This is a genomic window from Ruegeria sp. A5 (assembly GCF_056543005.1).
Map to the genome: position 1 here is coordinate 379,427 of NZ_JBQGAV010000001.1, position 20,137 is coordinate 399,563.

A 20,137-nucleotide genomic window follows, 5' to 3' on the forward strand; every position below is an offset into this window, starting at 1 on the left:
TTTCTCCTCCGGTGCTTCTATTTGCGTCGGCGAAACGCTTCGAATGGGGTTGGTTCAGTCGCGCGACCGCTTCTCAAATCGCGGCAGCATGGCGCTGAAATCGCGCCCCAAGCCATCTTCGTGTTCGACAAACAGTTCATAGAGCTTTGTCGCGACCTGTCCCATGGGTGTATCGGCATCCGCACTTTCAGCGGCCTGTTGGCTGAGGCGTAGATCTTTCAACATCAGCTCGGCCGCGAAACCGGGGGTATAGTCATTGTCGGATGGGCTTTCGGGGCCAACACCGGGGGCAGGACAGTAGGCGTTCATTGTCCAGCTATACCCCGAGGAGGTGCTGACCACATCGAACATCTTTTGCCGGTCCAATCCCAGTTTATCGGCAAGTGCAAACGCCTCGCAGGTTGCGATCATCGTTACGCCGAGGATCATGTTGTTGCAGATTTTGGCGGCCTGACCCGCGCCAGCGTCACCGCAGTGAACCGCTTTTTGCCCCATGATTTCAAATAACGGAGCCGCCTTGGCAAAAGCTGCGTCAGATCCACCGGCCATAAAGGTCAAAGTGCCTGCAGCGGCCCCACCAATCCCGCCGGATACAGGTGCATCGACTGATAGCAGACCAGCCTGAGCAGCTTGCTGCGCCACCGCGCGGGCGCTGTCGACATCGACCGTAGAGCAGTCAATCAGAACCGCACCGTCTTGCATTGCCGGGACGACTTCATTGGCCACAGTGCGCAGAATCTGCCCGTTGGGAAGCATGGTGATGACGGCGTCGGCTTCCGCAGCTGCACCGGCGCCAGAGGACGCCATGGAAACGCCTTCGATGGCGACATCAACTTGATCAAAGCCGATGACGTCATGGCCCGCGCGCGCCAGATTGGCCGCCATCGGGCCGCCCATGTTGCCAAGCCCTATGAATGCGATTTTCATCCCTTACTCCTCTGAAAAGCTTAGTGCATCAGCACCGAGCGGTTGCAGCATCTTGGACACCGCGACTGCAGGCACATCCAAATCAGCAAACTGCCATTTCGGGTTGCGATCCTTGTCGATGATCTGGGCGCGAATGCCTTCCAGAAAATCGCCATGCTCCATCGCGCGATAAGTAAACCGGTACTCCAGATCCAGCGCTTTTTGCAATGTCAGGCCGGTTCCGCGCAGCCGATGCAACATCTCGACAGCACAAGCCATGGAGATAGGAGAGTTTCGCTGCAGGGTGCCGAGAATTTTCGTCGAAAATTCTGTGTCATCGTTACGCAAGCTGTTCAGGATATCGCTAAGGCTTTCTCCGCTGAATAGCCTGTCGATCTCGCCCTGCATTTCAGCCAAGGGGCTATCCGGTGCGGGCACTGCATGCTCATCCACCAGTTCCGCCCGTCCAGAGGCTTCCAACTGGTCTATCAGCCCCGCCCAATGCTCTTGGGGAATGAAATGGTCGGCAAACCCGGCATAGATCGCATCTCCGGGCCCCATGCGGTGGCCGGTGGTGCCCAGATACTCGCCCAATCGCCCCGGCGCCAGCGCCAACATCAGCGATCCGCCCACATCAGGAACCAGCCCGATTGAGCATTCCGGCATCGCGATCTTTGAGCTTTCTCCAACCACTCGATGGCTGCCATGGCACCCGATGCCAACCCCGCCACCCATGGTGAAACCTTGCAGGAAGCTGATCACTGGTTTTGAGTGCTCAAAAATCAAGGCATTCAGTCGGTATTCGTCGCGCCAAAACGTTTGGCCATAAGCATAGTCCGCCTTGGTGCCAGTCGCATAAAGCTCGGCAATATCTCCGCCAGCGCAAAAGGCTTTGTCGCCTTCGGCATTGAGAATGATCAGATCGACTTGATCATCCTCACGCCAGTTGCGCAGAGCGGTATCGATGGCCATGCACATCTCATAGCTAAGGGCGTTCAGGGCGTGTGGTCGTGTCAGCGTGATGCGCCCGGCACGGCCTGTAGTGCGAATGTCAATATCGGACATCAAAGACCTCAGCGATTGGAGAGCATCTGGCGCGCAACGATCACGCGCATGATCTCGTTCGTGCCTTCCAGAATTTGGTGCACGCGCAGATCCCGCACCAGTTTCTCGATGCCATAATCCGCCAGATAGCCATATCCGCCGTGCAATTGCAGACACTGATCCACAACCTTCGATCCGGTTTCTGTTACGAATTTCTTGGCCATCGCACAGAATTTTGTGGCGTCCGGTGCGCCCTGATCAAGTTTCCACGCTGCCTGACGCAAGAATGTGCGCGCCGCCTGTAGCTCAATCTCCATATCTGCTAGTCGGAACTGCAGCGCCTGAAACTGATCGATCGATTGACCAAAGGCCTTGCGCTCGGACATATACTGCAACGTCATGTCCAGACCGTTCTGAGCTGCCCCCAGCGAGCAGGAGGCGATGTTCAGGCGGCCACCGTCCAGCCCCATCATCGCGTATTTGAAACCGTCGCCTTCAGCCCCGACCAGATTGCTGGACGGAATTTTGCAATCGTCAAACTGAACTTGCGCGGTTGGCTGGCTTTTCCAACCCATTTTCTGCTCCAGACCACCAAAGCTCAGGCCGGGTGTGCCGTCTTCGACATATACCGTCGAGATACCCTTGGGACCGTCCTGACCCGTACGCACCATGCAGACGTAAGCATCCGAATAGCCGCCGCCGGAAATGAACGCTTTTGTGCCATTCAGTGTGTAGCCTTCATTGGTCCTTTCAGCGCGCGTTTTCAGCGCCGCAGCGTCCGATCCCGATCCGGGTTCAGTCAGGCAGTAGCTGAGGACGGTTTCGAGGCTGAGGATACTTGGCATAATGCGGGACTTCAGATCGTCACTGCCAAAGCTGTCCAGCATTTTGGCGCACATGTTGTGAATCGACAGGAACGCCGCGACCGAGGGACAGGCCATCGATAGCGCTTCGAACACCAGTGTCGCATCCAATCGCGTCAAACCCGAACCGCCAGCCTCTTCCGAGACATAAAGTCCACCAAATCCTAGTTCGCCGATTTTGGGCCAAAGCTCTTTGGGGATGGTTCCGTCTGCTTCCCACTGACGCGCGAAGGGGGCGATGTGGTCTTGGCCAAAGGCGTAGGCCATGTCGAAAATGGCCGTTTGTTCTTCGGTCAGCGCGAAATCCATGACGTGTGCTTCCTGATGGCTATAGAATTGAACGAGCGTTTTATTCTTCAATCCTTACAGAAATTTTTCAATGACGGCAAACCCGGCGATTTAGGGGATTTCTGGACGGTGAGGTATACTGCGGGAATTCTGCTTTCTTGATCATTACGGAGTATTCTTATGTCGTCACACAAGCTTGCTGTTATCGCGATTCACGGCATGGGCAGCCAGTACAATCCTCAGAACCAGCCCCCATCCACGACCCCAACGTTTTCCAAAGGGCTGAAACGACGCGTTTCGAACCAGGTCGGCGCGGATATGGATGATGTGATCTGGCACGAGGTGGTATGGGCACAGATCCTGCAAGGGCGGCAGAAGGCATATCTGCGCAAGGTCAACCGCAGCCTTGGATACGACAAGCTGCGCGAGTTTGTAGTGTGCAATCTGTCGGATGCGGCTTCCTACCGACCAACTCCGGATGATGGCGATAAGATCTATGAGGCGATCCACAAGAAAATCGAGAATGTGATGGGGGTCGTCAAATACCAGGTCGGACCACAGGGGCCTGTACTGATCCTGGCGCATTCGCTGGGTGGGCACATAATGTCGAACTATATTTATGACATGCAAAGACATCTGCGCCAGGGTGGTTCACCGGTTCATCCGACAGATGTTGAAAACATGAAAACCGTTGCTGGCCTCGTGACGTTTGGGTGCAATATTCCGATTTTTCTGTTCGCATATCCCGAGAATGAGATTTTTCCGATCATGGCCCCGAACCGCGCGCTGCCGCCTGCGTTGCAGTTTTCGACCTGGTGGCGAAACTACTATGACAAGCATGATGTTTTGGGTTTTCCTTTGGGCAAAAGCGCGCCAAGCTATGAACAGCTCGCTCAAAGTGGGGCCTTGAAGGATAAGCCGATCAATGCGGGCAAAATCTTTACGTCGTGGAACCCGCTTTCGCATAACGGATACTGGACGGATCGCGATTTGTATGAACCCGTAGCGGACCGGATCAAAGAGATTTTGGCGGCGGTTTGACTTTAAAGGTCGGCGTGAAATTCCTCGATCAGGTGCTTGACCACCGCCATGCCCGGATCATCCCCGCGCGCCAAAGCTTCAGCATAAACACGGCGTTGGCGGGTGGCGGAGGTGCCATTTTCTGCGATCTGCCGAAGGCGGGCGAGTTCGGTCATGGTGCCCAATGCCTCGGTGTCTTCGGCCAACATGCCCATCAGCTCTCCGATCAGTTCAGCCATCGGCTTGATTGAGCGATCACCGAAATCGATCAGACCTTCGCCCACACCGTAGCGCTGCGCGCGCCAACGGTTTTCGCCGATCAGAAACTTATCATATTGCCGCCAACGAAGATTGCGGTCTTTCAGGCGGCACAGCATCCGGGTCAGCGCCTGCACTAGCGCTGCAAGCGAAAGCGTATGTTCAAGCCTTGGCTGTACGTCCATGATGCGTGTTTCTAGGGTGGGGAACCGGTGAGATGGACGTAGGTCCCACCAGATTTTAGAGGTGTCCTCGATCACGCCGAGTTCGACCAGCACGCCGGTGGTGCGTTCGTATTCGCCCCAACTGCTGAACACCGGGGGCAGACCGGTCCGGGGCAGATTGTCGAACACGGTGAGCCTATAGGAGGAAAGCCCGGTATCTTCGCCGCTCCAATAAGGAGACGAGGTCGACAACGCCAGCAGATGGGGCAGAAAGTAAGAAAGCTGGGGTACCAGGTCGGCGCGCAAGGCTTGATCTTCGACGCCCACATGCACGTGCATTCCGCAGATCAGCATCCGCCGCGCCACGCCGCCCAAAGCATGCTGCAGGGCGTCGTAGCGCTCTTTCCGTGTGTGGTGTTGATCTTTCCAGTTCGCAAACGGATGGCAAGAGACCGCGATCGGAGCCAGATTATACTCGGACGCACGTTTTGATACACAAGAACGCAGGCGCTTTAGATCTTCGCGCGCCGATCTGATCGTAGCATGTGGGCGGGTCCCGACTTCGATCTGGCACTGCAGAAATTCCGGGCTGACCTGGCCTTCGAAATCTGCCTGACAAGCTTCCATCAATGCTGCGGGCGCCTCGGCGAGCTGCAGGCTGTCTTGATCGACCAGCAGGTATTCCTCTTCAATGCCGATCGTAAATTCCTGCTGCATGGCGGCCCTCGTTGGTCAATTCACGTTAGTGAATACGGAAATTAGCGTTTTGCCAAGGGTTTGGCCTGTCGGTTCTTGCGGAAGTCCTGCGTGCACGGGTAAAGAGCGGGCGCAACGCAATGTGGAGCCGTCCTCGTGAAACCCAGAAAATTTCCGCAGATCAATGCCGCCCTGGATGAGTTGGGCGTTAAGCTGATCGACAAGGTTACGGAACAGGATGAACGGGCGCGGCTGGAAGCGTTCGAACGGGCAGGGGGATTGACCAGGCCCGCTTATGCCCTGTCGCCGGGAATGGACGGATTCGATATCGCGCAACTTGTCGAAGAGTATACGCGCCATGCCGATGCGCTTGCAGCTTTGAAGGACCCGGCGCGAAATCAGACTGGGTATCACACCGGCAATGGATATTACGATAGCCCGGATGCGGATGCGCTTTACCTGATGATCCGCCGCTTTCAGCCCAAGCGCGTGATCGAGGTCGGCTGCGGGAACTCTACCCGCGTGACGCGGCAGGCGATCATAGATGGTGGTTTGGATACGACGATCACGGCAATTGATCCGTACCCGCGCGCAGATATCGCCCAGGTCGTCGATCAGTTTGAGCAGAAGCGACTGGAAGAAGTAGATCCCGCGCTGTTCGATCAGCTTGAGGCTGGGGATGTTCTGTTCATCGATTCAAGCCATGTGGTTCGGATGAGCAACGATGTCGCCCATCTATTCTGTCGGATCATTCCGGCGCTGAAACCCGGCGTTGTCATTCATGTCCACGATGTTTTTCTGCCTTATGAATATCCCAAACGGTTCTTCTATGACTGCCCAGGATGGGGTGAGCAGTACATGTTGCACGCCTTGCTGCAATCCGGTTTCTATTCAATGCTTTGGCCCGGATATTACCTGCAGCAGGATCGCCCCGACGCCGTCGCAGCGCTGCCGTTTCTAGAAGAGGGCCGTGCGCAGAGCATCTGGGTTCAGCTCAAAGAAAATTGATTTCTGTGTGATCCGGTTCGAACCCAGGCCCGTAACCCTTTCCATAACAAGCTGGAGAGGAGTTAACAGCCATGTTCCGCCGCACATTCATGGGCGCTGCTGCCGCATTTGCACTTGCACTGCCCGTCAAGGCACAGGCCGCTGATATCGTAGATACCGCAGTTGCCGCCGGGTCTTTCAACACCCTGGTTGCTGCCGTTCAGGCCGCAGGCCTGGTCGATACGCTGAAAGGCGATGGGCCCTTCACCGTCTTTGCACCCACGGATGAAGCTTTTGCAGCTCTGCCTGAAGGCACCGTTGAAACCCTACTTCTGCCAGAAAACAAGGACCAGTTGGTGTCGATCCTGACCTACCATGTCGTGCCAGCCAAAGTGATGTCCGGCGACATTGCAGGGAAGCGCGCGAAGGTTTTGACCGTGCAAGGCGACCGACTAAGCGTGAACGCAAAAAATGGCGTGAAAGTTAATGGTGCCAAAGTTGTGCAGGCCGACATCGAAGCCAGCAACGGCGTCATTCACGTTGTCGACGAAGTGATCATTCCCGAATAAATCTACCACCTTCACGAAAACAAAAGCCCCGTTCCTGATGGACGGGGCTTTTTTGTGTTTCGTGTATAAACTCGCCGTTTAGACCAAACGTACCTGAGTACCGACCTTTACCAGCGGATACAGCTCTTCAACGTGCTGGTTATAAAGACCGATACAGCCGGACGAGCTCTGACGTCCAATCTTGCGGGTATCATAGGTGCCGTGAACCAGGTAGGCAGGCCAGCCAAGATACATAGCGCGAGTTCCCAATGGGTTTCCAGGTTCACCACCCTCCATGCGAATTGGCAACGAGGGATCGCGCTCGCGCATTGATGGGGTTGGTGTCCAGCTTGGGTTCTCCGCCTTGCGTGTGACTTTGGTATAGCCGCGCTTGGTCAGCTCTTCGCTCATCGGGACAGAACTGGGGTACAGCTTGTAGGTTCCATCCGGCCCCCAGTAATGAACAGCCCGGCTGGTGATATCGGCCAACAATGCGCCGACGCCCAACTCGTCAAAGTGATCCTGCCAATTCTGTTGCGAGAACGATGAAACGTTACGACGTACTGGAAGCTGCGTGCTGATTGCTTCCTCGGTCTGTGGGAAAGCATCAGTGCTTTGAGCACGCACGATAGCAGGGGCCGCAATCAGCGATGCAGCGCCCAAAAGGGCGTGACGACGGGTAAAACGATTTTGGGACAAGGTTGCCTCCAGGGAGTTATGAGCTGTTCGGATAGTTGAATTACCGATAAAATATTAGTGAATGCCTGCTTTTTCCAGAGGGCGACCTCTGAATTTCTTGTGAGGTACGCGATCAGGCAGCAACTGGCGCATGCACGAAAAAACCCGACCCATGTAGGGCCGGGTTTCCTGATTTGTAAGCTGAATGATCAGTCCATCGCTTTGAAGTTGAACTCGCCACCTTCCTTGATGCCCGACGGCCAGCGCGATGTCACTGTTTTGGTGCGGGTGTAGAACTTGAAGCTGTCCGGACCGTGCTGGTTCAGGTCGCCGAACATCGATTTCTTCCAGCCGCCAAAAGTGTGGTAGGCCAGCGGAACCGGGATCGGAACGTTGATGCCGACCATGCCGATGTTCACACGGCTGGCAAAGTCACGCGCCGTATCACCGTCGCGGGTGAAGATCGCAGTGCCGTTGCCGTATTCATGATCCATCGCCAGCTTCAGCGCCTCTTCATAAGAACCCGCGCGTACGGTTGACAGGACCGGGCCAAAGATCTCTTGCTTGTAGATATCCATCTCGGGTGTGACGTTGTCGAACAGGTGCGGGCCGACAAAGAAGCCGTCCTCATAGCCCTGCAGGCTGAAGTCGCGGTTGTCGACAACCAGCTTAGCGCCTTGCTCAACACCCGAGTTGATCAGGCCAAGGATACGCTCTTTCGCGGCGGCAGTAACAACTGGCCCCATGTCTACGTCGTCGCCCGCTGTGTAGGGGCCAACTTTCAGCTTCTCCACGCGAGGGATCAGCTTTTCGATCAGTGCGTCTGCGGTTTCTTCGCCCACAGGCACGGCCACCGAGATTGCCATGCAGCGTTCGCCAGCCGCGCCGAAACCTGCACCGACCAGCGCATCAGCAGCCTGATCCAGATCGGCGTCAGGCATAACGATCATGTGGTTCTTGGCACCACCGAAACACTGCGCCCGTTTGCCGTTGGCGGTTGCACGAGCATAGATGTATTGCGCAATCGGAGTTGAACCCACGAACGACACGCCCTGAATGATTTCGCTGTCCAGCAGGGTGTCCACGGCCTCTTTGTCACCGTTTACGACTTGGAACACGCCCTTGGGCAGACCAGCTTCGACAAACAGCTCTGCCAGCATCAATGGAACAGAAGGGTCGCGCTCGGACGGTTTCAGAACAACTGCGTTGCCGCAGGCCAGTGCCGGGCCAACGTGCCAAAGCGGCATCATTGCGGGGAAGTTGAATGGCATGATCGAAGCGACCACGCCCAGTGGCTGACGCATCGAATACATATCGATGCCCGGGCCCGCGCTGTCGGTGAACTCACCTTTCAGCATCTGTGGCGCGCCGATGCAGTATTCTATCACTTCCAGACCACGCTGCAAGTCACCCTTCGCATCGGGAATGGTCTTGCCATGTTCCCGGCTGAGAGCCTCGGCCAGCTTGTCCATGTCGCGGTTCATCAAGCCAACCATCGCCATCATAACGCGCGCGCGCTTCTGCGGGTTGGTTGCGCCCCAAGCGACCTGAGCTGCTGCAGCGTCTTCGATCGCAGCGGTGGTCTCGGCGACACTGGCCATCGGGCATTGGTACTGCACTTCACCCGTTGCTGGGTTGAATACATTGTCAAAGCGGCCAGATGTGCCAGCGATATTTTCGCCGTTGGTGAAATGGGTCAGGTTCTGCATTGCAAACTCCTCCGGATTAAGTTGCGCGAAGAATAGACTTGCGAAAATCACCTGAACAGAGGCAATATTTCAAATCAGTTTTGCAAAAATGCAAAGGGTAGAGCATGACGCCGAATTGGGATGATTTGCGGGTTTTCCTGGCGGTCGCGCGCGATGAAAGCCTTTCAGGGGCGGGGCGGGTTCTCAAGATAGACCCGGCGACAGTCGGGCGCAGAATCGCGCGGCTCGAAGCGGCATTGGACGCGGTCTTGTTCACGAAATCACAGCAGGGCTATGTGTTGACGACTGCGGGGCAGCGTCTCATGGAGCATGGGCTGCAGGCAGAAGAGGCTATGCGCGCTGCGACCGGTGTTATGTCAGGTTCCGCCAAGTCGTTGAGTGGTCAGATCAGAATTGGAGCACCGGATGGAAGTGCCAATTACCTTTTGCCGCAGGTCTGTGCCAAGATCAGCGATGCGAATCCCGATCTCGACATTCAGATCCTGGCGTTGCCGCGCATCATCAACCTATCCCGGCGAGAGGCCGACATGGCGGTAACAGTCAGTGCGCCCACCGCAGGGAAACTGCTGGTGCAGAAGATATCCGACTATCGGCTGCATATGGTCGCAACGAAGGAATACCTGAGTCGTCACGCCGAAATTCGATCCATCGAAGATCTAAAAGGGCATCGGATGATAGGCTATATTCCGGACATGATTTTCGACCGCGAGCTGGACTATCTCAACGACATTGGTGTTGAACGTGTCGCGCTTGCATCAAACTCTGTTTCCGTTCAGCTGCGACAAGTTTCGCTGGGAACAGGGGTCTGCGTTGCACATGATTTCACATTGCCGTTCCATCGGGGATTGCAGAAAATCCTGACGGATCAGGTCAGTCTGACCCGGGGGTTCTATCTGGTCCGCCATCAGGGCGATCAGCGCAATGAGCGGTTGAACCGCTTTGCCGAGGCGTTGACGCGCGGAATACGGGACGAAGTAGCGCGGCTTGAGCGCGAAGCTTCACCTTGACACATTCACACATTCCGGCAACGCTTTGGAAAACAGTACGTAATTCCGGAGGTTTTCGCTTATGCTTGTACAGGCCATTCTCAAATCAAAGGCCAGCGGCGGTGTGGAGACGGTCGAGCCAACGGCATCCGTTTCTCAGGCTGCCAAGATTCTTGCGGAAAAGCGGATTGGTACTGTGGTCATTTCCGAGGATGGGGGGCAGACGGCAGCGGGCATTTTATCCGAACGAGACATTGTTCGCGAGTTGGCTGCCAGCGGCAGCGGATGCTTGGATAAACCCGTTAGCAACTATATGACCAAGCAACTTGTGACCGCCAGCCAGCAGGATACGGTCGAGTCTATCCTGTCCCAGATGACCGAAGGACGATTTCGCCACATGCCTGTATTGGAAGATGGCAAACTGGTCGGCATCGTTACGCTGGGTGATGCGGTCAAGGCGCAACTGGCTGAACTTGCTATGGAAAAAGACGCGCTTGAAGGCATGATCATGGGGCACTGAACGCGGGGGCTGTTTCAGCCTCTTGCACCTGCGGCAAAGTTATGTTTGCTTGCGCAGAAATATTGTTGCGCTGGAGAGCCCAATGCGGGTTGGATTATATCCCGGTACTTTCGACCCTATCACCATGGGTCATATAGACATTATTCGCCGCGCGGCTGCGCTGGTGGATAAGCTCGTCATTGGTGTTGCTATCAACCGGGACAAGGGCCCACTGTTTTCTTTGGAAGAGCGTGTTGCGATGATCGAGGCCGAATGCGCCCATCTGACCGAGCAGACCGGCACTGAGATTGTCGCGCATCCGTTTGAAAACCTGCTGATCGATTGCGCCCGCGATGTAGGCGCTCAGATCATCGTGCGCGGACTGCGTGCGGTTGCGGATTTCGAGTATGAATTCCAGATGGTTGGGATGAATCGCGCGTTGGACGACTCGATTGAGACCGTGTTCTTGATGGCAGAGGCACGGCATCAAGCCATTGCGTCGAAACTGGTCAAAGAAATCGCCAGATTGAACGGGGACGTGTCAAAATTCGTCACGCCCCGCGTCAATTCCGCCTTGAAAGAGCGGTTAGGATAGCGCGCCCATCGCGGCGGCTGTGTCCAGCATCCGGTTCGAGAAGCCCCATTCGTTGTCGTACCATGCAAGCACACGAACCAATGTGCCGTCAGTTACTTTGGTTTCAGCCAGTGAAACCGTCGAGCTATGCGAGTCGTGGTTGAAATCGATCGAGATCAAGGGGCGATTCTCGGCCGCCAGCACACCGGGGATTTTGGCGGCGGCTTCTACAAAGAGGGCATTGACCTCTTCTTCGGCCGTCGGTCGCGAAACCTCAGCAACCAGATCAACGACTGAGACATTGGGCGTGGGGACACGAATGGCTTGCCCGGTCAACTTACCAGCAAGCTGCGGCAATACCAGACCCACTGCAGACGCCGCGCCGGTTGTCGTGGGAATCATCGACAGTGCTGCTGCGCGCGACAGGTAGGGGTCTTTACCCGCAGTGTCGTGAACCGGTTGGCTGGCCGTGTATGCATGAACTGTGGTCATGTTGCCGTGTTTGATGCCCAGTCCTGCGTCCAAAGCCGCCGCGACCGGCGACAGGCAGTTGGTGGTGCAGGAGGCATTGGAAACAACGATATCGTCGGCGGTTAGCTCATGATCGTTCACGCCGAACACGACTGTCTTCACGCCGCCGTCGCCACGGGCAGGGGCCGAGATCAATACTTTCTTTGATCCGTTTTTCAGGTGCCGCTCAGCTGCTTCACGGGTCCGGAAAACACCGGTGCATTCCAGAACCACATCCACATCAGACCAGTCCAGTGCTTCGGGATCACGCTCGCTGGTCAGCCGGATGGGCCCAGCACCCACATCCAGACCTGCATCAGTCAGACTTACGGGTTTGGAATAGCGTCCATGCACACTGTCGAACTCGAACAGATGTGCGTTCATTTCGGGCTTTGCCAGATCGTTGATTGCGATGATTTCAACATCAGTACGTCCGGATTCCATGACGGCCCGAAGAACGCCGCGCCCGATCCGTCCAAATCCATTGATTGCCAGCTTGAGTGTCATAATGCGCTCCGTCAGAACATGGTCCATAGATGGTTAGCGCTAACAAAGCCAGATTGGCGCGAAAGTCAAGAAAAACCTCTGTCAGCGCCAGAAGGCGAGCCAATCCAGGAAATCGTAGAGCTTCTTGCCCAGGAACAGCAGGTGTTCGGTGCCGAATAGTGCCACGTCCAGCATCAGACCGCCCAGAATTAGGATTCCAAGCCAGATGGCGATTTGATTTGTCATTTCTGCGCCCTGAACGAAAATGCCCGCTCAGATAACCTGAGCGGGCATAAAGGTACAAGCTATGTCCAAAGGGTCAGTTAAGGCGGCCCATCGCGACGGCGACATCCGCCATACGCACCGAGAATCCCCATTCGTTGTCATACCACGCCAGCACGCGCACCATACGGTTGTCGACCACACGGGTCTGATCCGGCGCGAAGATCGAGCTTTCTTCGGTATGGTTAAAATCGGTCGAAACCAGCGGCGCAGGCTCATACCCTAGAACGCGCTGCATCGGGCCTTTCGCTGCCTCTTCGACGATGGCGTTAACTTCTTCGACAGTGACGTCGCGCGAGGCGCGGAATGATAGATCAACGGCCGAGACGTTTGGAGTGGGCACGCGGATGGCCGAGCCGTCCAGGCGCCCTTTGAGGTTCGGCAGAACCTCTCCCAGTGCTGCAGCGGCGCCAGTGGACGTCGGGATCATCGACATGGCGGCAGCGCGGGCGCGATAAAGATCGCTGTGGCGACGGTCCAGCGTCGGTTGGTCGCCGGTATAGGCGTGAATCGTGGTCATGATGCCATGCTCGATGCCGATACCTTCGTCCAGAACCTTGGCAAGCGGAGCAAGGCAGTTGGTGGTGCAAGAACCGTTCGACACCATATTGTCGTTTGCGGTCAGGCTGTTGTGGTTCACACCAAATACGATGGTCTTGTCGACATTTTTGCCGGGAGCCGACAGCAGAACCTTACCAGCGCCGCGCTCAAGATGGGTTTTGGCTTTCAGGCCGTCGTTGAATTTACCGGTGCATTCCAGAACGACATCGCAGCCTTCCCAGTCCAGCTCGTTCATATCGTAGGTTGAGAACATCTCCATCGGGCCGCGACCCAGATCCATGGTGTTGCCTTCGACCGAGACGTCGCGTGGGAAACGTCCATGGATGCTGTCGTATTTCAACAGATGCGCCGAGGTTTCCAGCGGGCCGGTGGCGTTGACCTTGATCACTTCGATGTCGTTGCGCGCCGATGCGGCGATGTGCGACAGAGTACAGCGGCCGATGCGGCCAAAACCATTGATACCGACCTTGATGGTCATCCGACGTCTCCAAAAATGCGCTTGCGTTGCAGGCCATATAGCCGCGAATATTGAATCTCAAAAGGGCAAAAATGGCATATTTTTAAGGTGTTAGCGCAAACCTGCGCCGATTGCGCTAACGCTTGCGCTAGCCGTTGGATCAGGTAGGGTCCGATCGAACAGATGAATGGAAAGGAAGCGCGATGAGTGGTCTGTTGGCCCTGTTGGACGACGTGGCGGGCATTGCAAAGGTTGCGGCGGCCTCGGTGGACGATGTGGTGGCCGCTGCCGGCAAGGCTGGGGCTAAGACTGCGGGTGTGATCATTGACGATGCGGCCGTGACGCCCAAATACGTTCAGGGTTTTGCCCCGGCGCGGGAACTGCCGATCATCTGGCGCATCGCGCGCGGATCGATTTTCAACAAGATCATTCTGTTGTTGCCAGTGGCATTGCTACTCGCCAATTTTGCGCCTTGGTTGATCACACCGCTGCTTATGCTCGGTGGTTCATATCTGTGTTTCGAGGGGGCCGAGAAGATTTTTCACGTCCTGTTTCCACATGGGAGCCATGCGATAGACGAAGATATGAAAAATCCTGATCCTGGCCATCTGGAAGAAAAGAAGGTGAAGGGTGCGATCAAGACTGACTTTATTCTTTCTGCTGAAATCATGACCATCGCTTTGGCGGCCATTGAAGCGCCGAATGTGTGGATGCAAGCCGCGACGCTGGCCGTGGTGGGCGTTGGGGTCACCGTCGCCGTTTATGGCTCGGTCGCTCTGATCGTGAAAATGGATGATGTCGGGCTGTTCCTGGCGCAAAACGCTCCGACGCCGATAGGGCGTGGAACGGGAAGGGGCCTCGTCAAAGCGATGCCCGTTGTTATGAAAGTTCTGTCTATCGTTGGTACTGCTGCGATGCTGTGGGTCGGCGGGTCGATCATGATCCACGGTATGGAGGTCCTGGGCTTTGGCTGGCTGGGCCATCACATTTACGACTGGGCAAATGCTGCGAGTCATGCTGTGTCTGAACAATGGGCAGGCGCGGTAAAGTGGATCGCGAAGGCGACAATGGATGGTGTATTCGGTCTGGTCTATGGGCTGGCGCTGATACCGGTGGCAACCAAGCTGCTGTCCCCCGCGATCAGCGCGATTTCGGGATCTGCGAACAAACACTGAAATCAGGATCATTTGACGTGAGGTTTCATCTGGCACAACGGTAAGAGCGGGGTAAGTTCCAATCGAAGCATACCCGGTGTGAGATCGATGACTAAACTCAGCCTTTCCCAAGTCCTTGCCAGTTCAGATCGGTTGAACGGGATGCTGCAGTTTCCGGTGCCGCCAAACTGGATGCAAGGCCGTACAACATATGGCGGCTTCTCGTCTGCCTTGCTGCTGGCTGCTGCGAGAAATGCGGTCGATGTTCTGCCGCCATTACGCTCGGCCCTGATCAATTTTACCGCGCCCATCGGTTCACCTCCGCTGATCGAAACTGAGGTGCTTCGCAATGGGCGGAATGTCACAACGATCAATACACGAGCAAGGATTGAGGGGAATACAGCCGCGCTTGGGACATTTACGTTTGGCAAGGCACAGGAAAGCCATGTGGCGTTCGAACATCCGGCTAAGGCAGAGATACAGCCAGAGATCACAGAACACTATTTCCCGCCAGATTTGCCAAAACTTCCCATCGCATTTCTTGAGAACTTCGACGTTCGGTTGATCGACGGGGCGCGGCCATTTGCTGGTGCAGAGCGTGGCTATGTGAAGGTTTGGGCGCGCCATAATGATGCCGATATGCGCGATAGGATCGAAGGGTTGATCGCAATTGCGGACCTATTGCCACCGGCCATATTCCCGACATTGAAGAAGCCGGGAAACAACTCGTCAATGAACTGGATTTTCAACGTGCTGTCCGAGGATATTCATACTCGCGATGGATGGTGGTTGATGGAACATCAATTGACAGCTGGACATGACGGCTACAGCTCTCAGGTCATGCGGATGTGGAACACCGATGGTGATCTAATTGTCGATGGTATGCAGTCAGTAATAATTTTCGTCTAACAAAAAAGGCCCCGGTTTTAACCGAGGCCTTTTGACTAATTTGGGTAGGTTCAACCCAGCAGTTCTTTGACCTTGGCGACTGTTGCCTCGGTCGTGATGCCAAAATGCTTGTAGAGCTCTCCGGCGGGTGCCGACGCACCAAAGCTGGACATGCCGATGAACCCAGCCTTGGCCTCGCGACCACGCTCGCCCAGAAGCCAACGGTCCCAGCCTCCGGCGCGAACCGCAGCCTCGATACCGACGCGGACGGCTCCCGCAGGCAATACGCGCTTGCGGTAGGCTTCGTCTTGTTCGGCAAACAGCTCCATACAGGGCATGGAAACGACCCGAGTGCCGATGCCTTCGGCCTCAAGTATTGCTTTAGCTTCCATCGCCAGCGAAACCTCGGAACCTGTGGCAATCAGAATCGCCTGACGCTTGTTTTCTGCGTCAGCCAATACATAAGCGCCTTGCGCGGTCAGGTTTTTGGCTTTGTGCTGGGTCCGAACAGTTGGCACGCCTTGACGGGTCAGCGACAGGACTGAGGGGCTATCCTTGAAGGTCAGCGCCAATTCCCAGGCTTCGGCGGTCTCAATCGTATCGGCTGGGCGGAACACATAAGTGTTCGGCGTCGCGCGTGAGATCGCCAGATGTTCCACCGGTTGGTGCGTCGGACCGTCTTCGCCCAGACCAATCGAGTCGTGGGTCATCACAAACACCGTCGGGATTTTCATAAGTGCAGCCAAACGCATCGAGGGCCGCGCATAGTCGGTGAAGGCCATGAACGTACCGCCATACGGGCGAATGCCACCATGCAGCGCCATACCGTTCATAGCAGCGGCCATACCGTGTTCACGAATGCCGTAATGGATATACCGACCCTTGCGGTTTTCCGGAAGGAACACGCCCATATCAGCCGATTTGGTGTTGTTCGATCCAGTCAGGTCAGCCGAGCCGCCAATGGTTTCGGGCATGATCGGGTTAACGACATTCAACACCTTCTCTGAAGAGGCGCGTGTGGCCAGCTTTGGCTGGTCTTCCGACATCTGTTTCTTGAACGACCGGATGGCGCCGGCCAGCTTCTTTGGCGCCTCAAACGCATAGGCGCGGTTGAATTCGGCTTGTTTACGTTCGGAGACTTTCGCAAAACGCTCCTCCCACGCTGCGCGCTCGGCTTTGCCACGTGCACCAATGGCCTCCCAAGCGGCTTTGACCTCAGCAGGGATGACGAACGCATCATGCGGCCAGTCATATGCTTCTTTGGCGGCGTTCAACTGATCCTGATCGGTCAGAGCGCCATGGCCTTTTGAAGTGTCCTGCGCCGCGTGACCCAGTGCAATGTGGCTTTCACAAGCAATCATCGTCGGCTTGTTCGACTTCTTCGCCTGCATGATGGCCGCATCGATGGCCTTGGGGTCGTGGCCGTCAATCTCAAGCACATGCCAGCCCGAGGCCGCAAAACGGCGCACCTGATCCGTGCGGTCGGCGATGTCGACTGTGCCGTCGATGGTGATGTTGTTGTTATCCCAGAAGACGATCAGCTTGCTCAGCTCGTGGCGACCGGCCAAAGTGATCGCCTCTTGGCTGACGCCTTCCATCAGGCAGCCGTCGCCCGCAATCACGTAGGTATAGTGATCAACGATCTTCTTGCCATAATGCGCACGCTGAATTTCCTCGGCCATCGCAAAGCCAACGGCATTCGAAATGCCCTGACCCAAAGGTCCGGTAGTGGTTTCGACACCATCGATCAGGAAGTTCTCGGGGTGCCCGGCAGTTTTGGCGCCCAATTGACGGAAGTTCTTGATCTCTTCCAGCGTAACATCGCCATGACCGGTGAGATACAGCAGCGAATAGACCAGCATCGAACCGTGACCCGCCGATAGGATGAACCGATCGCGGTCCGGCCAGTTCGGGGCAGCGGCGTCGAATTTGAGGTGCTTTTCGAACAATACGGTCGCAACATCGGCCATGCCCATCGGCATACCGGAATGGCCGGAATTGGCGGCGGCGACAGCGTCGAGGGTCAGGGTGCGGATGGCCGCAGCCTTGTCCCAGTGTTCGGGGTTGGCATTGCGCAGCGCAGTCAGGTCCACGGGCGTAGTTCCTTTGGTTTACGGGCAGATGGGCGCTGAATACCATCCGATTGTCAAAGTGCAAGCAGAACCGCGTGGCACACCGAATTGGCGCTTCAAGAGCGGTGTGCAAGTGGTTGAAACCAAACAGTGGGTATTTTCTGTCGCATTCCGTTAGACTAGGGCCGAGCGCCGCCGCTTTTGATTCGGGTAGGCGAATATTAGAACGAACCTTGATAAAGAGGTGACACAGGCATGAGTCAGATCGAAGAACTACAACGCCGTATTATCACCGCGATGGAGCGGATCGGTAATGGTGTCGAGGCCTTGCACGATGCTGGATCCGCAGCCGGTGATGATACGTCGCTGCGAACGGCGCTTGAAGAAGAGCGGGTGGCCAATGCCCAGCTTGAGGAACGGCTGAAAACGATCAAAGAGAGGCACGCGCAAGAGATTGACGCGCTGCGTGCGCAACCGGCACCGAGTTCGGAAGTGGATGCGCTGCGTGCGCAATTGGCCGAGGCGACTTCTCAGCTCGCCACGGTTGAGGCTGCGCGGGCCGAGTTGGCGGATGCCAAGGCTGCGCTTGAAAACACGGACGAAGTCGAGGGCTTGAAGGCAGAGATTGAGACTCTGCGCTCACATCAGGGCGCCGCAAAAGAGGCCAATACATTGCGCGCGCAGGTCGAGAAACTGACCCCAATCGCGGATCGCGCGGAAGAGATGGAGGCCGAATTGGCGCGTCTGCGGGCTGAACTGGTCGATAGCGAGCGGTTAACCGAACTCAATGCCGAGCTTGAGATGCTGCGCGCGGAACGGGCTAGCCATGGGGCCGCGATGTCCCGGTTGGATGATGATTTGCAACGGCTTCGCAATGCAAACGATCAGCTCCGAAGCGCTGTCGATGAATTACGCGCCGCCGCAGAGGACGGTGTCACGGATGCTGACATGCTGAACCGGGCCACGACAGCCGAATTAGAAGCCATACGTGCCGCGCGCGCGTCGGACGCAGCCGAAGCGCATGCGGTCCTGGCTCGGCTTGAGCCATTACTAAGTCATGCCAATCTGGCCGAGGGAGAGGTGGAATAATGCCCGAAGTAACCATTCATATCGGTGGCCGCGGCTTTGATGTCTCGTGCCAGGACGGTGAAGAACCGTTTCTGCAAGCGGCAGCCAGACTGCTGGATGATGAGGCTCAGGTTTTGTCGGACCAGATCGGACGTATGCCGGAATCGCGGATGCTGCTGATGGCGGGACTCATGTTGGCAGACAAGGCAGCCGCGCATGAAGATCGCATGAAACTGGCCGAGGCCAAGCTGGTTGAATTGGAGACCGAATTGAAGCGGCTCCGCAGCCAACCGCAGCCGGAACCTGAACGGATCGAGGTCGCGGTAGTGCCGCCATCTGTCACGGATACGCTGGCTGAAATGGCGGCGCGCGCCGAAGCCCTGGCGGCAGTCATTGAAGAAAGGACGGCCTAATGCCGATCGCCCGAATGGCCTTTTGCGCGGCCGTCGTCTCGCTGACTGGCACGATGGCAAAGGCCGATATCGACATTCTGTCCGTGACGTTTACCTGTGAGAACAACACGCAAGTGCCGGTGTCCTACTTTAACGCCTCAAATGGCGATGGGGCGGCTGCGATGATGATCGATGATCAGTTGATCCCTATGAAACAGGTTCCAAGCGGCTCGGGCATCCGGTATGAATCCGTCGGAGGGGCAGGGACATACACCCTGCGCTCCAAGGGGTGGGATGCCACGATCAGCCATCAGGCCGAAGGTGATACAGCCCCGGAACTCGTATTGTTCAAGGACTGTAGCAGCCGATAGCTTACGCGTTTGCTTCGCGGATTTTGTCCGCAGCGTCTTTGTTATAGCCCACACTGTTTTCATCGAACAGTGTGTCTAGCTCACCCGACAGCGTCATTTCAGTGATAATGTCGCAACCGCCGACAAACTCGCCTTTGACATAAAGCTGAGGCACGGTTGGCCAGTCGGAGTAGTCCTTGATGCCCTGGCGCACAGCTTCGTCAGCCAGAACGTTCACATCGGTGTATTCGACACCCATGTAATTCAGAACACCGGCCACCCGGGATGAGAACCCGCACTGCGGCATCTCTTTGGTGCCTTTCATGTAAAGCACCACATCGTTGGCTTTGACGGTTTCGTCGATCTGGGTCTTAACGTCGCTCATCTTGCTTTTCCTTTTCATCCGCTTGCGCGGCGGTCGTTCGGTTATCGGGCGGTTCAGGTGCCCATCCTTCTTCTTCAAGCCGCCGGTGTTCTGCTTGTGCAAGCGTCACCGGATCAAGCCCGTATCGTTCAATTCCCCCAACCTTGCTAAGCGTATCGGGGTCAGGGCGCATATCCGACAGTTTTCGTTTTCTGTTGCGTTTGACATAGGCTTCGATGAGGGCGGCGACAACTATCAATGCACCAAGAAGAGATATCCAGAAGGGCCAGCCACTCATCTTTTCAAAGCCACTTAGGCGCTTTTTTGAAAGTA

General features: G+C 56.2%; 23 protein-coding genes. 11 read left to right on the forward strand and 12 right to left on the reverse strand.

Going from position 1 to position 20,137, the window contains the following annotated elements; all coding sequences use genetic code 11:
- Positions 1 to 54: 54 nt before the first annotated feature.
- From mmsB to ACR0AY_RS01905, 3 genes are read right to left on the reverse strand one after another with little or no spacing between them, the layout of a single operon-like run.
- Positions 55 to 927 (reverse strand): 3-hydroxyisobutyrate dehydrogenase, encoded by an 873-nt coding sequence (gene mmsB, locus ACR0AY_RS01895; RefSeq protein ID WP_170510132.1) that lies wholly within the window; start codon positions 925 to 927, stop codon positions 55 to 57.
- 3 nt (positions 928 to 930) lie between these two features.
- Positions 931 to 1,971 (reverse strand): enoyl-CoA hydratase/isomerase family protein, encoded by a 1,041-nt coding sequence (locus tag ACR0AY_RS01900; protein ID WP_170510129.1) that lies wholly within the window; start codon positions 1,969 to 1,971, stop codon positions 931 to 933.
- An 8-nt stretch (positions 1,972 to 1,979) separates the two neighbouring features.
- Entirely contained in the window at positions 1,980 to 3,122 is a 1,143-nt protein-coding gene (locus ACR0AY_RS01905; protein WP_170510127.1) for an acyl-CoA dehydrogenase family protein, read from the reverse strand.
- Positions 3,123 to 3,281: 159 nt separating this feature from the next.
- Between ACR0AY_RS01905 and ACR0AY_RS01910 the strand changes: the two genes are divergently transcribed.
- Positions 3,282 to 4,142: a hypothetical protein gene (locus ACR0AY_RS01910; protein WP_170510124.1), complete on the forward strand. Its 861-nt coding sequence runs from the start codon at positions 3,282 to 3,284 to the stop codon at positions 4,140 to 4,142.
- Between the two features lie 2 nt (positions 4,143 to 4,144).
- Here ACR0AY_RS01910 and ACR0AY_RS01915 read toward each other — a convergent pair whose 3' ends face one another.
- Entirely contained in the window at positions 4,145 to 5,260 is a 1,116-nt protein-coding gene (locus tag ACR0AY_RS01915) for a carboxylate-amine ligase (protein ID WP_170510121.1), read from the reverse strand.
- Between the two features lie 135 nt (positions 5,261 to 5,395).
- On the opposite strand from ACR0AY_RS01915, the gene ACR0AY_RS01920 reads away from it, so the two are divergent.
- Both ACR0AY_RS01920 and ACR0AY_RS01925 read left to right on the forward strand, forming a co-directional pair.
- Positions 5,396 to 6,247, forward strand: a complete 852-nt coding sequence (locus tag ACR0AY_RS01920; RefSeq protein WP_170510118.1) for a class I SAM-dependent methyltransferase — start codon at positions 5,396 to 5,398, stop codon at positions 6,245 to 6,247.
- 71 nt (positions 6,248 to 6,318) lie between these two features.
- A complete protein-coding gene (locus ACR0AY_RS01925; RefSeq protein WP_170393195.1) occupies positions 6,319 to 6,795 on the forward strand; it encodes a fasciclin domain-containing protein in 477 nt (158 codons plus the stop codon).
- Between the two features lie 78 nt (positions 6,796 to 6,873).
- On the opposite strand, the gene ACR0AY_RS01930 is transcribed toward ACR0AY_RS01925, so the two are convergent.
- Positions 6,874 to 7,473: a L,D-transpeptidase gene (locus ACR0AY_RS01930; protein ID WP_170393194.1), complete on the reverse strand. Its 600-nt coding sequence runs from the start codon at positions 7,471 to 7,473 to the stop codon at positions 6,874 to 6,876.
- A gap of 188 nt (positions 7,474 to 7,661) precedes the next feature.
- The gene (locus ACR0AY_RS01935; protein WP_170510115.1) at positions 7,662 to 9,161 is read right to left on the reverse strand and encodes a CoA-acylating methylmalonate-semialdehyde dehydrogenase; all 1,500 of its coding nucleotides are present in this window, start codon (positions 9,159 to 9,161) and stop codon (positions 7,662 to 7,664) included.
- Positions 9,162 to 9,265: 104 nt separating this feature from the next.
- On the opposite strand from ACR0AY_RS01935, the gene ACR0AY_RS01940 reads away from it, so the two are divergent.
- The 3 genes from ACR0AY_RS01940 (at position 9,266) to coaD (ending at position 11,241) form a co-directional block, all read left to right on the forward strand.
- Positions 9,266 to 10,168 carry a LysR family transcriptional regulator gene (locus ACR0AY_RS01940; RefSeq protein ID WP_170405527.1) on the forward strand — a complete coding sequence of 301 codons (903 nt, stop codon included), beginning with the start codon at positions 9,266 to 9,268 and terminating at the stop codon, positions 10,166 to 10,168.
- 61 nt (positions 10,169 to 10,229) lie between these two features.
- Positions 10,230 to 10,667: a CBS domain-containing protein gene (locus tag ACR0AY_RS01945; protein ID WP_170510112.1), complete on the forward strand. Its 438-nt coding sequence runs from the start codon at positions 10,230 to 10,232 to the stop codon at positions 10,665 to 10,667.
- Between the two features lie 82 nt (positions 10,668 to 10,749).
- Complete coding sequence (coaD, locus tag ACR0AY_RS01950; RefSeq protein ID WP_170393190.1) at positions 10,750 to 11,241, forward strand: pantetheine-phosphate adenylyltransferase; 492 nt, start codon at positions 10,750 to 10,752, stop codon at positions 11,239 to 11,241.
- Here the strand turns inward: coaD and gap (ACR0AY_RS01955) are convergent.
- From gap (ACR0AY_RS01955) to gap (ACR0AY_RS01965), 3 genes are all read right to left on the reverse strand, one after another.
- Positions 11,233 to 12,237 carry a type I glyceraldehyde-3-phosphate dehydrogenase gene (gap, locus tag ACR0AY_RS01955; RefSeq protein WP_170510109.1) on the reverse strand — a complete coding sequence of 335 codons (1,005 nt, stop codon included), beginning with the start codon at positions 12,235 to 12,237 and terminating at the stop codon, positions 11,233 to 11,235. The two genes, coaD and gap (ACR0AY_RS01955), sit on opposite strands and share 9 nt — an antisense overlap.
- Before the next feature lie 81 nt (positions 12,238 to 12,318).
- The gene (locus ACR0AY_RS01960; RefSeq protein WP_010439846.1) at positions 12,319 to 12,462 is read right to left on the reverse strand and encodes a hypothetical protein; all 144 of its coding nucleotides are present in this window, start codon (positions 12,460 to 12,462) and stop codon (positions 12,319 to 12,321) included.
- A 73-nt stretch (positions 12,463 to 12,535) separates the two neighbouring features.
- Complete coding sequence (gene gap / locus ACR0AY_RS01965) at positions 12,536 to 13,537, reverse strand: type I glyceraldehyde-3-phosphate dehydrogenase (RefSeq protein ID WP_170393188.1); 1,002 nt, start codon at positions 13,535 to 13,537, stop codon at positions 12,536 to 12,538.
- Positions 13,538 to 13,719: 182 nt separating this feature from the next.
- Between gap (ACR0AY_RS01965) and ACR0AY_RS01970 the strand changes: the two genes are divergently transcribed.
- Together ACR0AY_RS01970 and ACR0AY_RS01975 are read left to right on the forward strand one after the other, a co-directional pair.
- Positions 13,720 to 14,691, forward strand: coding sequence for a DUF808 domain-containing protein (locus ACR0AY_RS01970; RefSeq protein ID WP_170510106.1), 972 nt, complete (start codon positions 13,720 to 13,722; stop codon positions 14,689 to 14,691).
- Positions 14,692 to 14,778: 87 nt separating this feature from the next.
- Positions 14,779 to 15,579: a thioesterase family protein gene (locus tag ACR0AY_RS01975; protein ID WP_170510103.1), complete on the forward strand. Its 801-nt coding sequence runs from the start codon at positions 14,779 to 14,781 to the stop codon at positions 15,577 to 15,579.
- Positions 15,580 to 15,629: 50 nt separating this feature from the next.
- On the opposite strand, the gene tkt is transcribed toward ACR0AY_RS01975, so the two are convergent.
- Positions 15,630 to 17,651 carry a transketolase gene (tkt, locus tag ACR0AY_RS01980; protein ID WP_170510101.1) on the reverse strand — a complete coding sequence of 674 codons (2,022 nt, stop codon included), beginning with the start codon at positions 17,649 to 17,651 and terminating at the stop codon, positions 15,630 to 15,632.
- A 234-nt stretch (positions 17,652 to 17,885) separates the two neighbouring features.
- Here tkt and ACR0AY_RS01985 point away from each other — a divergent pair, with 234 nt between their 5' ends.
- From ACR0AY_RS01985 to ACR0AY_RS01995, 3 genes are read left to right on the forward strand one after another with little or no spacing between them, the layout of a single operon-like run.
- Entirely contained in the window at positions 17,886 to 18,719 is an 834-nt protein-coding gene (locus ACR0AY_RS01985) for a coiled-coil domain-containing protein (protein WP_170510098.1), read from the forward strand.
- Positions 18,719 to 19,111 carry a cell division protein ZapA gene (locus tag ACR0AY_RS01990; RefSeq protein ID WP_170393183.1) on the forward strand — a complete coding sequence of 131 codons (393 nt, stop codon included), beginning with the start codon at positions 18,719 to 18,721 and terminating at the stop codon, positions 19,109 to 19,111. The genes ACR0AY_RS01985 and ACR0AY_RS01990 overlap by 1 nt, the downstream gene beginning before the upstream one ends.
- Entirely contained in the window at positions 19,111 to 19,461 is a 351-nt protein-coding gene (locus tag ACR0AY_RS01995) for an MliC family protein (RefSeq protein ID WP_170405544.1), read from the forward strand. The genes ACR0AY_RS01990 and ACR0AY_RS01995 overlap by 1 nt, the downstream gene beginning before the upstream one ends.
- Position 19,462: 1 nt before the next feature.
- Here ACR0AY_RS01995 and grxD read toward each other — a convergent pair whose 3' ends face one another.
- Positions 19,463 to 19,825 carry a Grx4 family monothiol glutaredoxin gene (gene grxD / locus ACR0AY_RS02000; RefSeq protein ID WP_170393181.1) on the reverse strand — a complete coding sequence of 121 codons (363 nt, stop codon included), beginning with the start codon at positions 19,823 to 19,825 and terminating at the stop codon, positions 19,463 to 19,465.
- Entirely contained in the window at positions 19,812 to 20,102 is a 291-nt protein-coding gene (locus ACR0AY_RS02005) for a hypothetical protein (protein ID WP_170510095.1), read from the reverse strand. Before ACR0AY_RS02005 ends, grxD begins: the two co-directional genes overlap by 14 nt.
- Positions 20,103 to 20,137 lie beyond the last annotated feature (35 nt).

What these genes read in the sequence shown, in the direction of transcription:
- gap (WP_170393188.1), bottom strand. Translation starts at nt 13,537, where the DNA reads ATGACCATCAAGGTCGGTATCAATGGTTTTGGCCGCATCGGCCGCTGT.
- ACR0AY_RS01990 (WP_170393183.1), top strand. Translation starts at nt 18,719, where the DNA reads ATGCCCGAAGTAACCATTCATATCGGTGGCCGCGGCTTTGATGTCTCG.
- ACR0AY_RS01975 (WP_170510103.1), top strand. Translation starts at nt 14,779, where the DNA reads ATGACTAAACTCAGCCTTTCCCAAGTCCTTGCCAGTTCAGATCGGTTG.
- ACR0AY_RS01960 (WP_010439846.1), bottom strand. Translation starts at nt 12,462, where the DNA reads ATGACAAATCAAATCGCCATCTGGCTTGGAATCCTAATTCTGGGCGGT.
- ACR0AY_RS01925 (WP_170393195.1), top strand. Translation starts at nt 6,319, where the DNA reads ATGTTCCGCCGCACATTCATGGGCGCTGCTGCCGCATTTGCACTTGCA.
- ACR0AY_RS01910 (WP_170510124.1), top strand. Translation starts at nt 3,282, where the DNA reads ATGTCGTCACACAAGCTTGCTGTTATCGCGATTCACGGCATGGGCAGC.
- ACR0AY_RS01905 (WP_170510127.1), bottom strand. Translation starts at nt 3,122, where the DNA reads ATGGATTTCGCGCTGACCGAAGAACAAACGGCCATTTTCGACATGGCC.
- ACR0AY_RS01915 (WP_170510121.1), bottom strand. Translation starts at nt 5,260, where the DNA reads ATGCAGCAGGAATTTACGATCGGCATTGAAGAGGAATACCTGCTGGTC.
- ACR0AY_RS01935 (WP_170510115.1), bottom strand. Translation starts at nt 9,161, where the DNA reads ATGCAGAACCTGACCCATTTCACCAACGGCGAAAATATCGCTGGCACA.
- mmsB (WP_170510132.1), bottom strand. Translation starts at nt 927, where the DNA reads ATGAAAATCGCATTCATAGGGCTTGGCAACATGGGCGGCCCGATGGCG.
- ACR0AY_RS01940 (WP_170405527.1), top strand. Translation starts at nt 9,266, where the DNA reads ATGACGCCGAATTGGGATGATTTGCGGGTTTTCCTGGCGGTCGCGCGC.
- grxD (WP_170393181.1), bottom strand. Translation starts at nt 19,825, where the DNA reads ATGAGCGACGTTAAGACCCAGATCGACGAAACCGTCAAAGCCAACGAT.
- ACR0AY_RS01995 (WP_170405544.1), top strand. Translation starts at nt 19,111, where the DNA reads ATGCCGATCGCCCGAATGGCCTTTTGCGCGGCCGTCGTCTCGCTGACT.
- coaD (WP_170393190.1), top strand. Translation starts at nt 10,750, where the DNA reads ATGCGGGTTGGATTATATCCCGGTACTTTCGACCCTATCACCATGGGT.
- ACR0AY_RS01945 (WP_170510112.1), top strand. Translation starts at nt 10,230, where the DNA reads ATGCTTGTACAGGCCATTCTCAAATCAAAGGCCAGCGGCGGTGTGGAG.
- ACR0AY_RS01900 (WP_170510129.1), bottom strand. Translation starts at nt 1,971, where the DNA reads ATGTCCGATATTGACATTCGCACTACAGGCCGTGCCGGGCGCATCACG.
- ACR0AY_RS02005 (WP_170510095.1), bottom strand. Translation starts at nt 20,102, where the DNA reads ATGAGTGGCTGGCCCTTCTGGATATCTCTTCTTGGTGCATTGATAGTT.
- ACR0AY_RS01970 (WP_170510106.1), top strand. Translation starts at nt 13,720, where the DNA reads ATGAGTGGTCTGTTGGCCCTGTTGGACGACGTGGCGGGCATTGCAAAG.
- gap (WP_170510109.1), bottom strand. Translation starts at nt 12,237, where the DNA reads ATGACACTCAAGCTGGCAATCAATGGATTTGGACGGATCGGGCGCGGC.
- ACR0AY_RS01985 (WP_170510098.1), top strand. Translation starts at nt 17,886, where the DNA reads ATGAGTCAGATCGAAGAACTACAACGCCGTATTATCACCGCGATGGAG.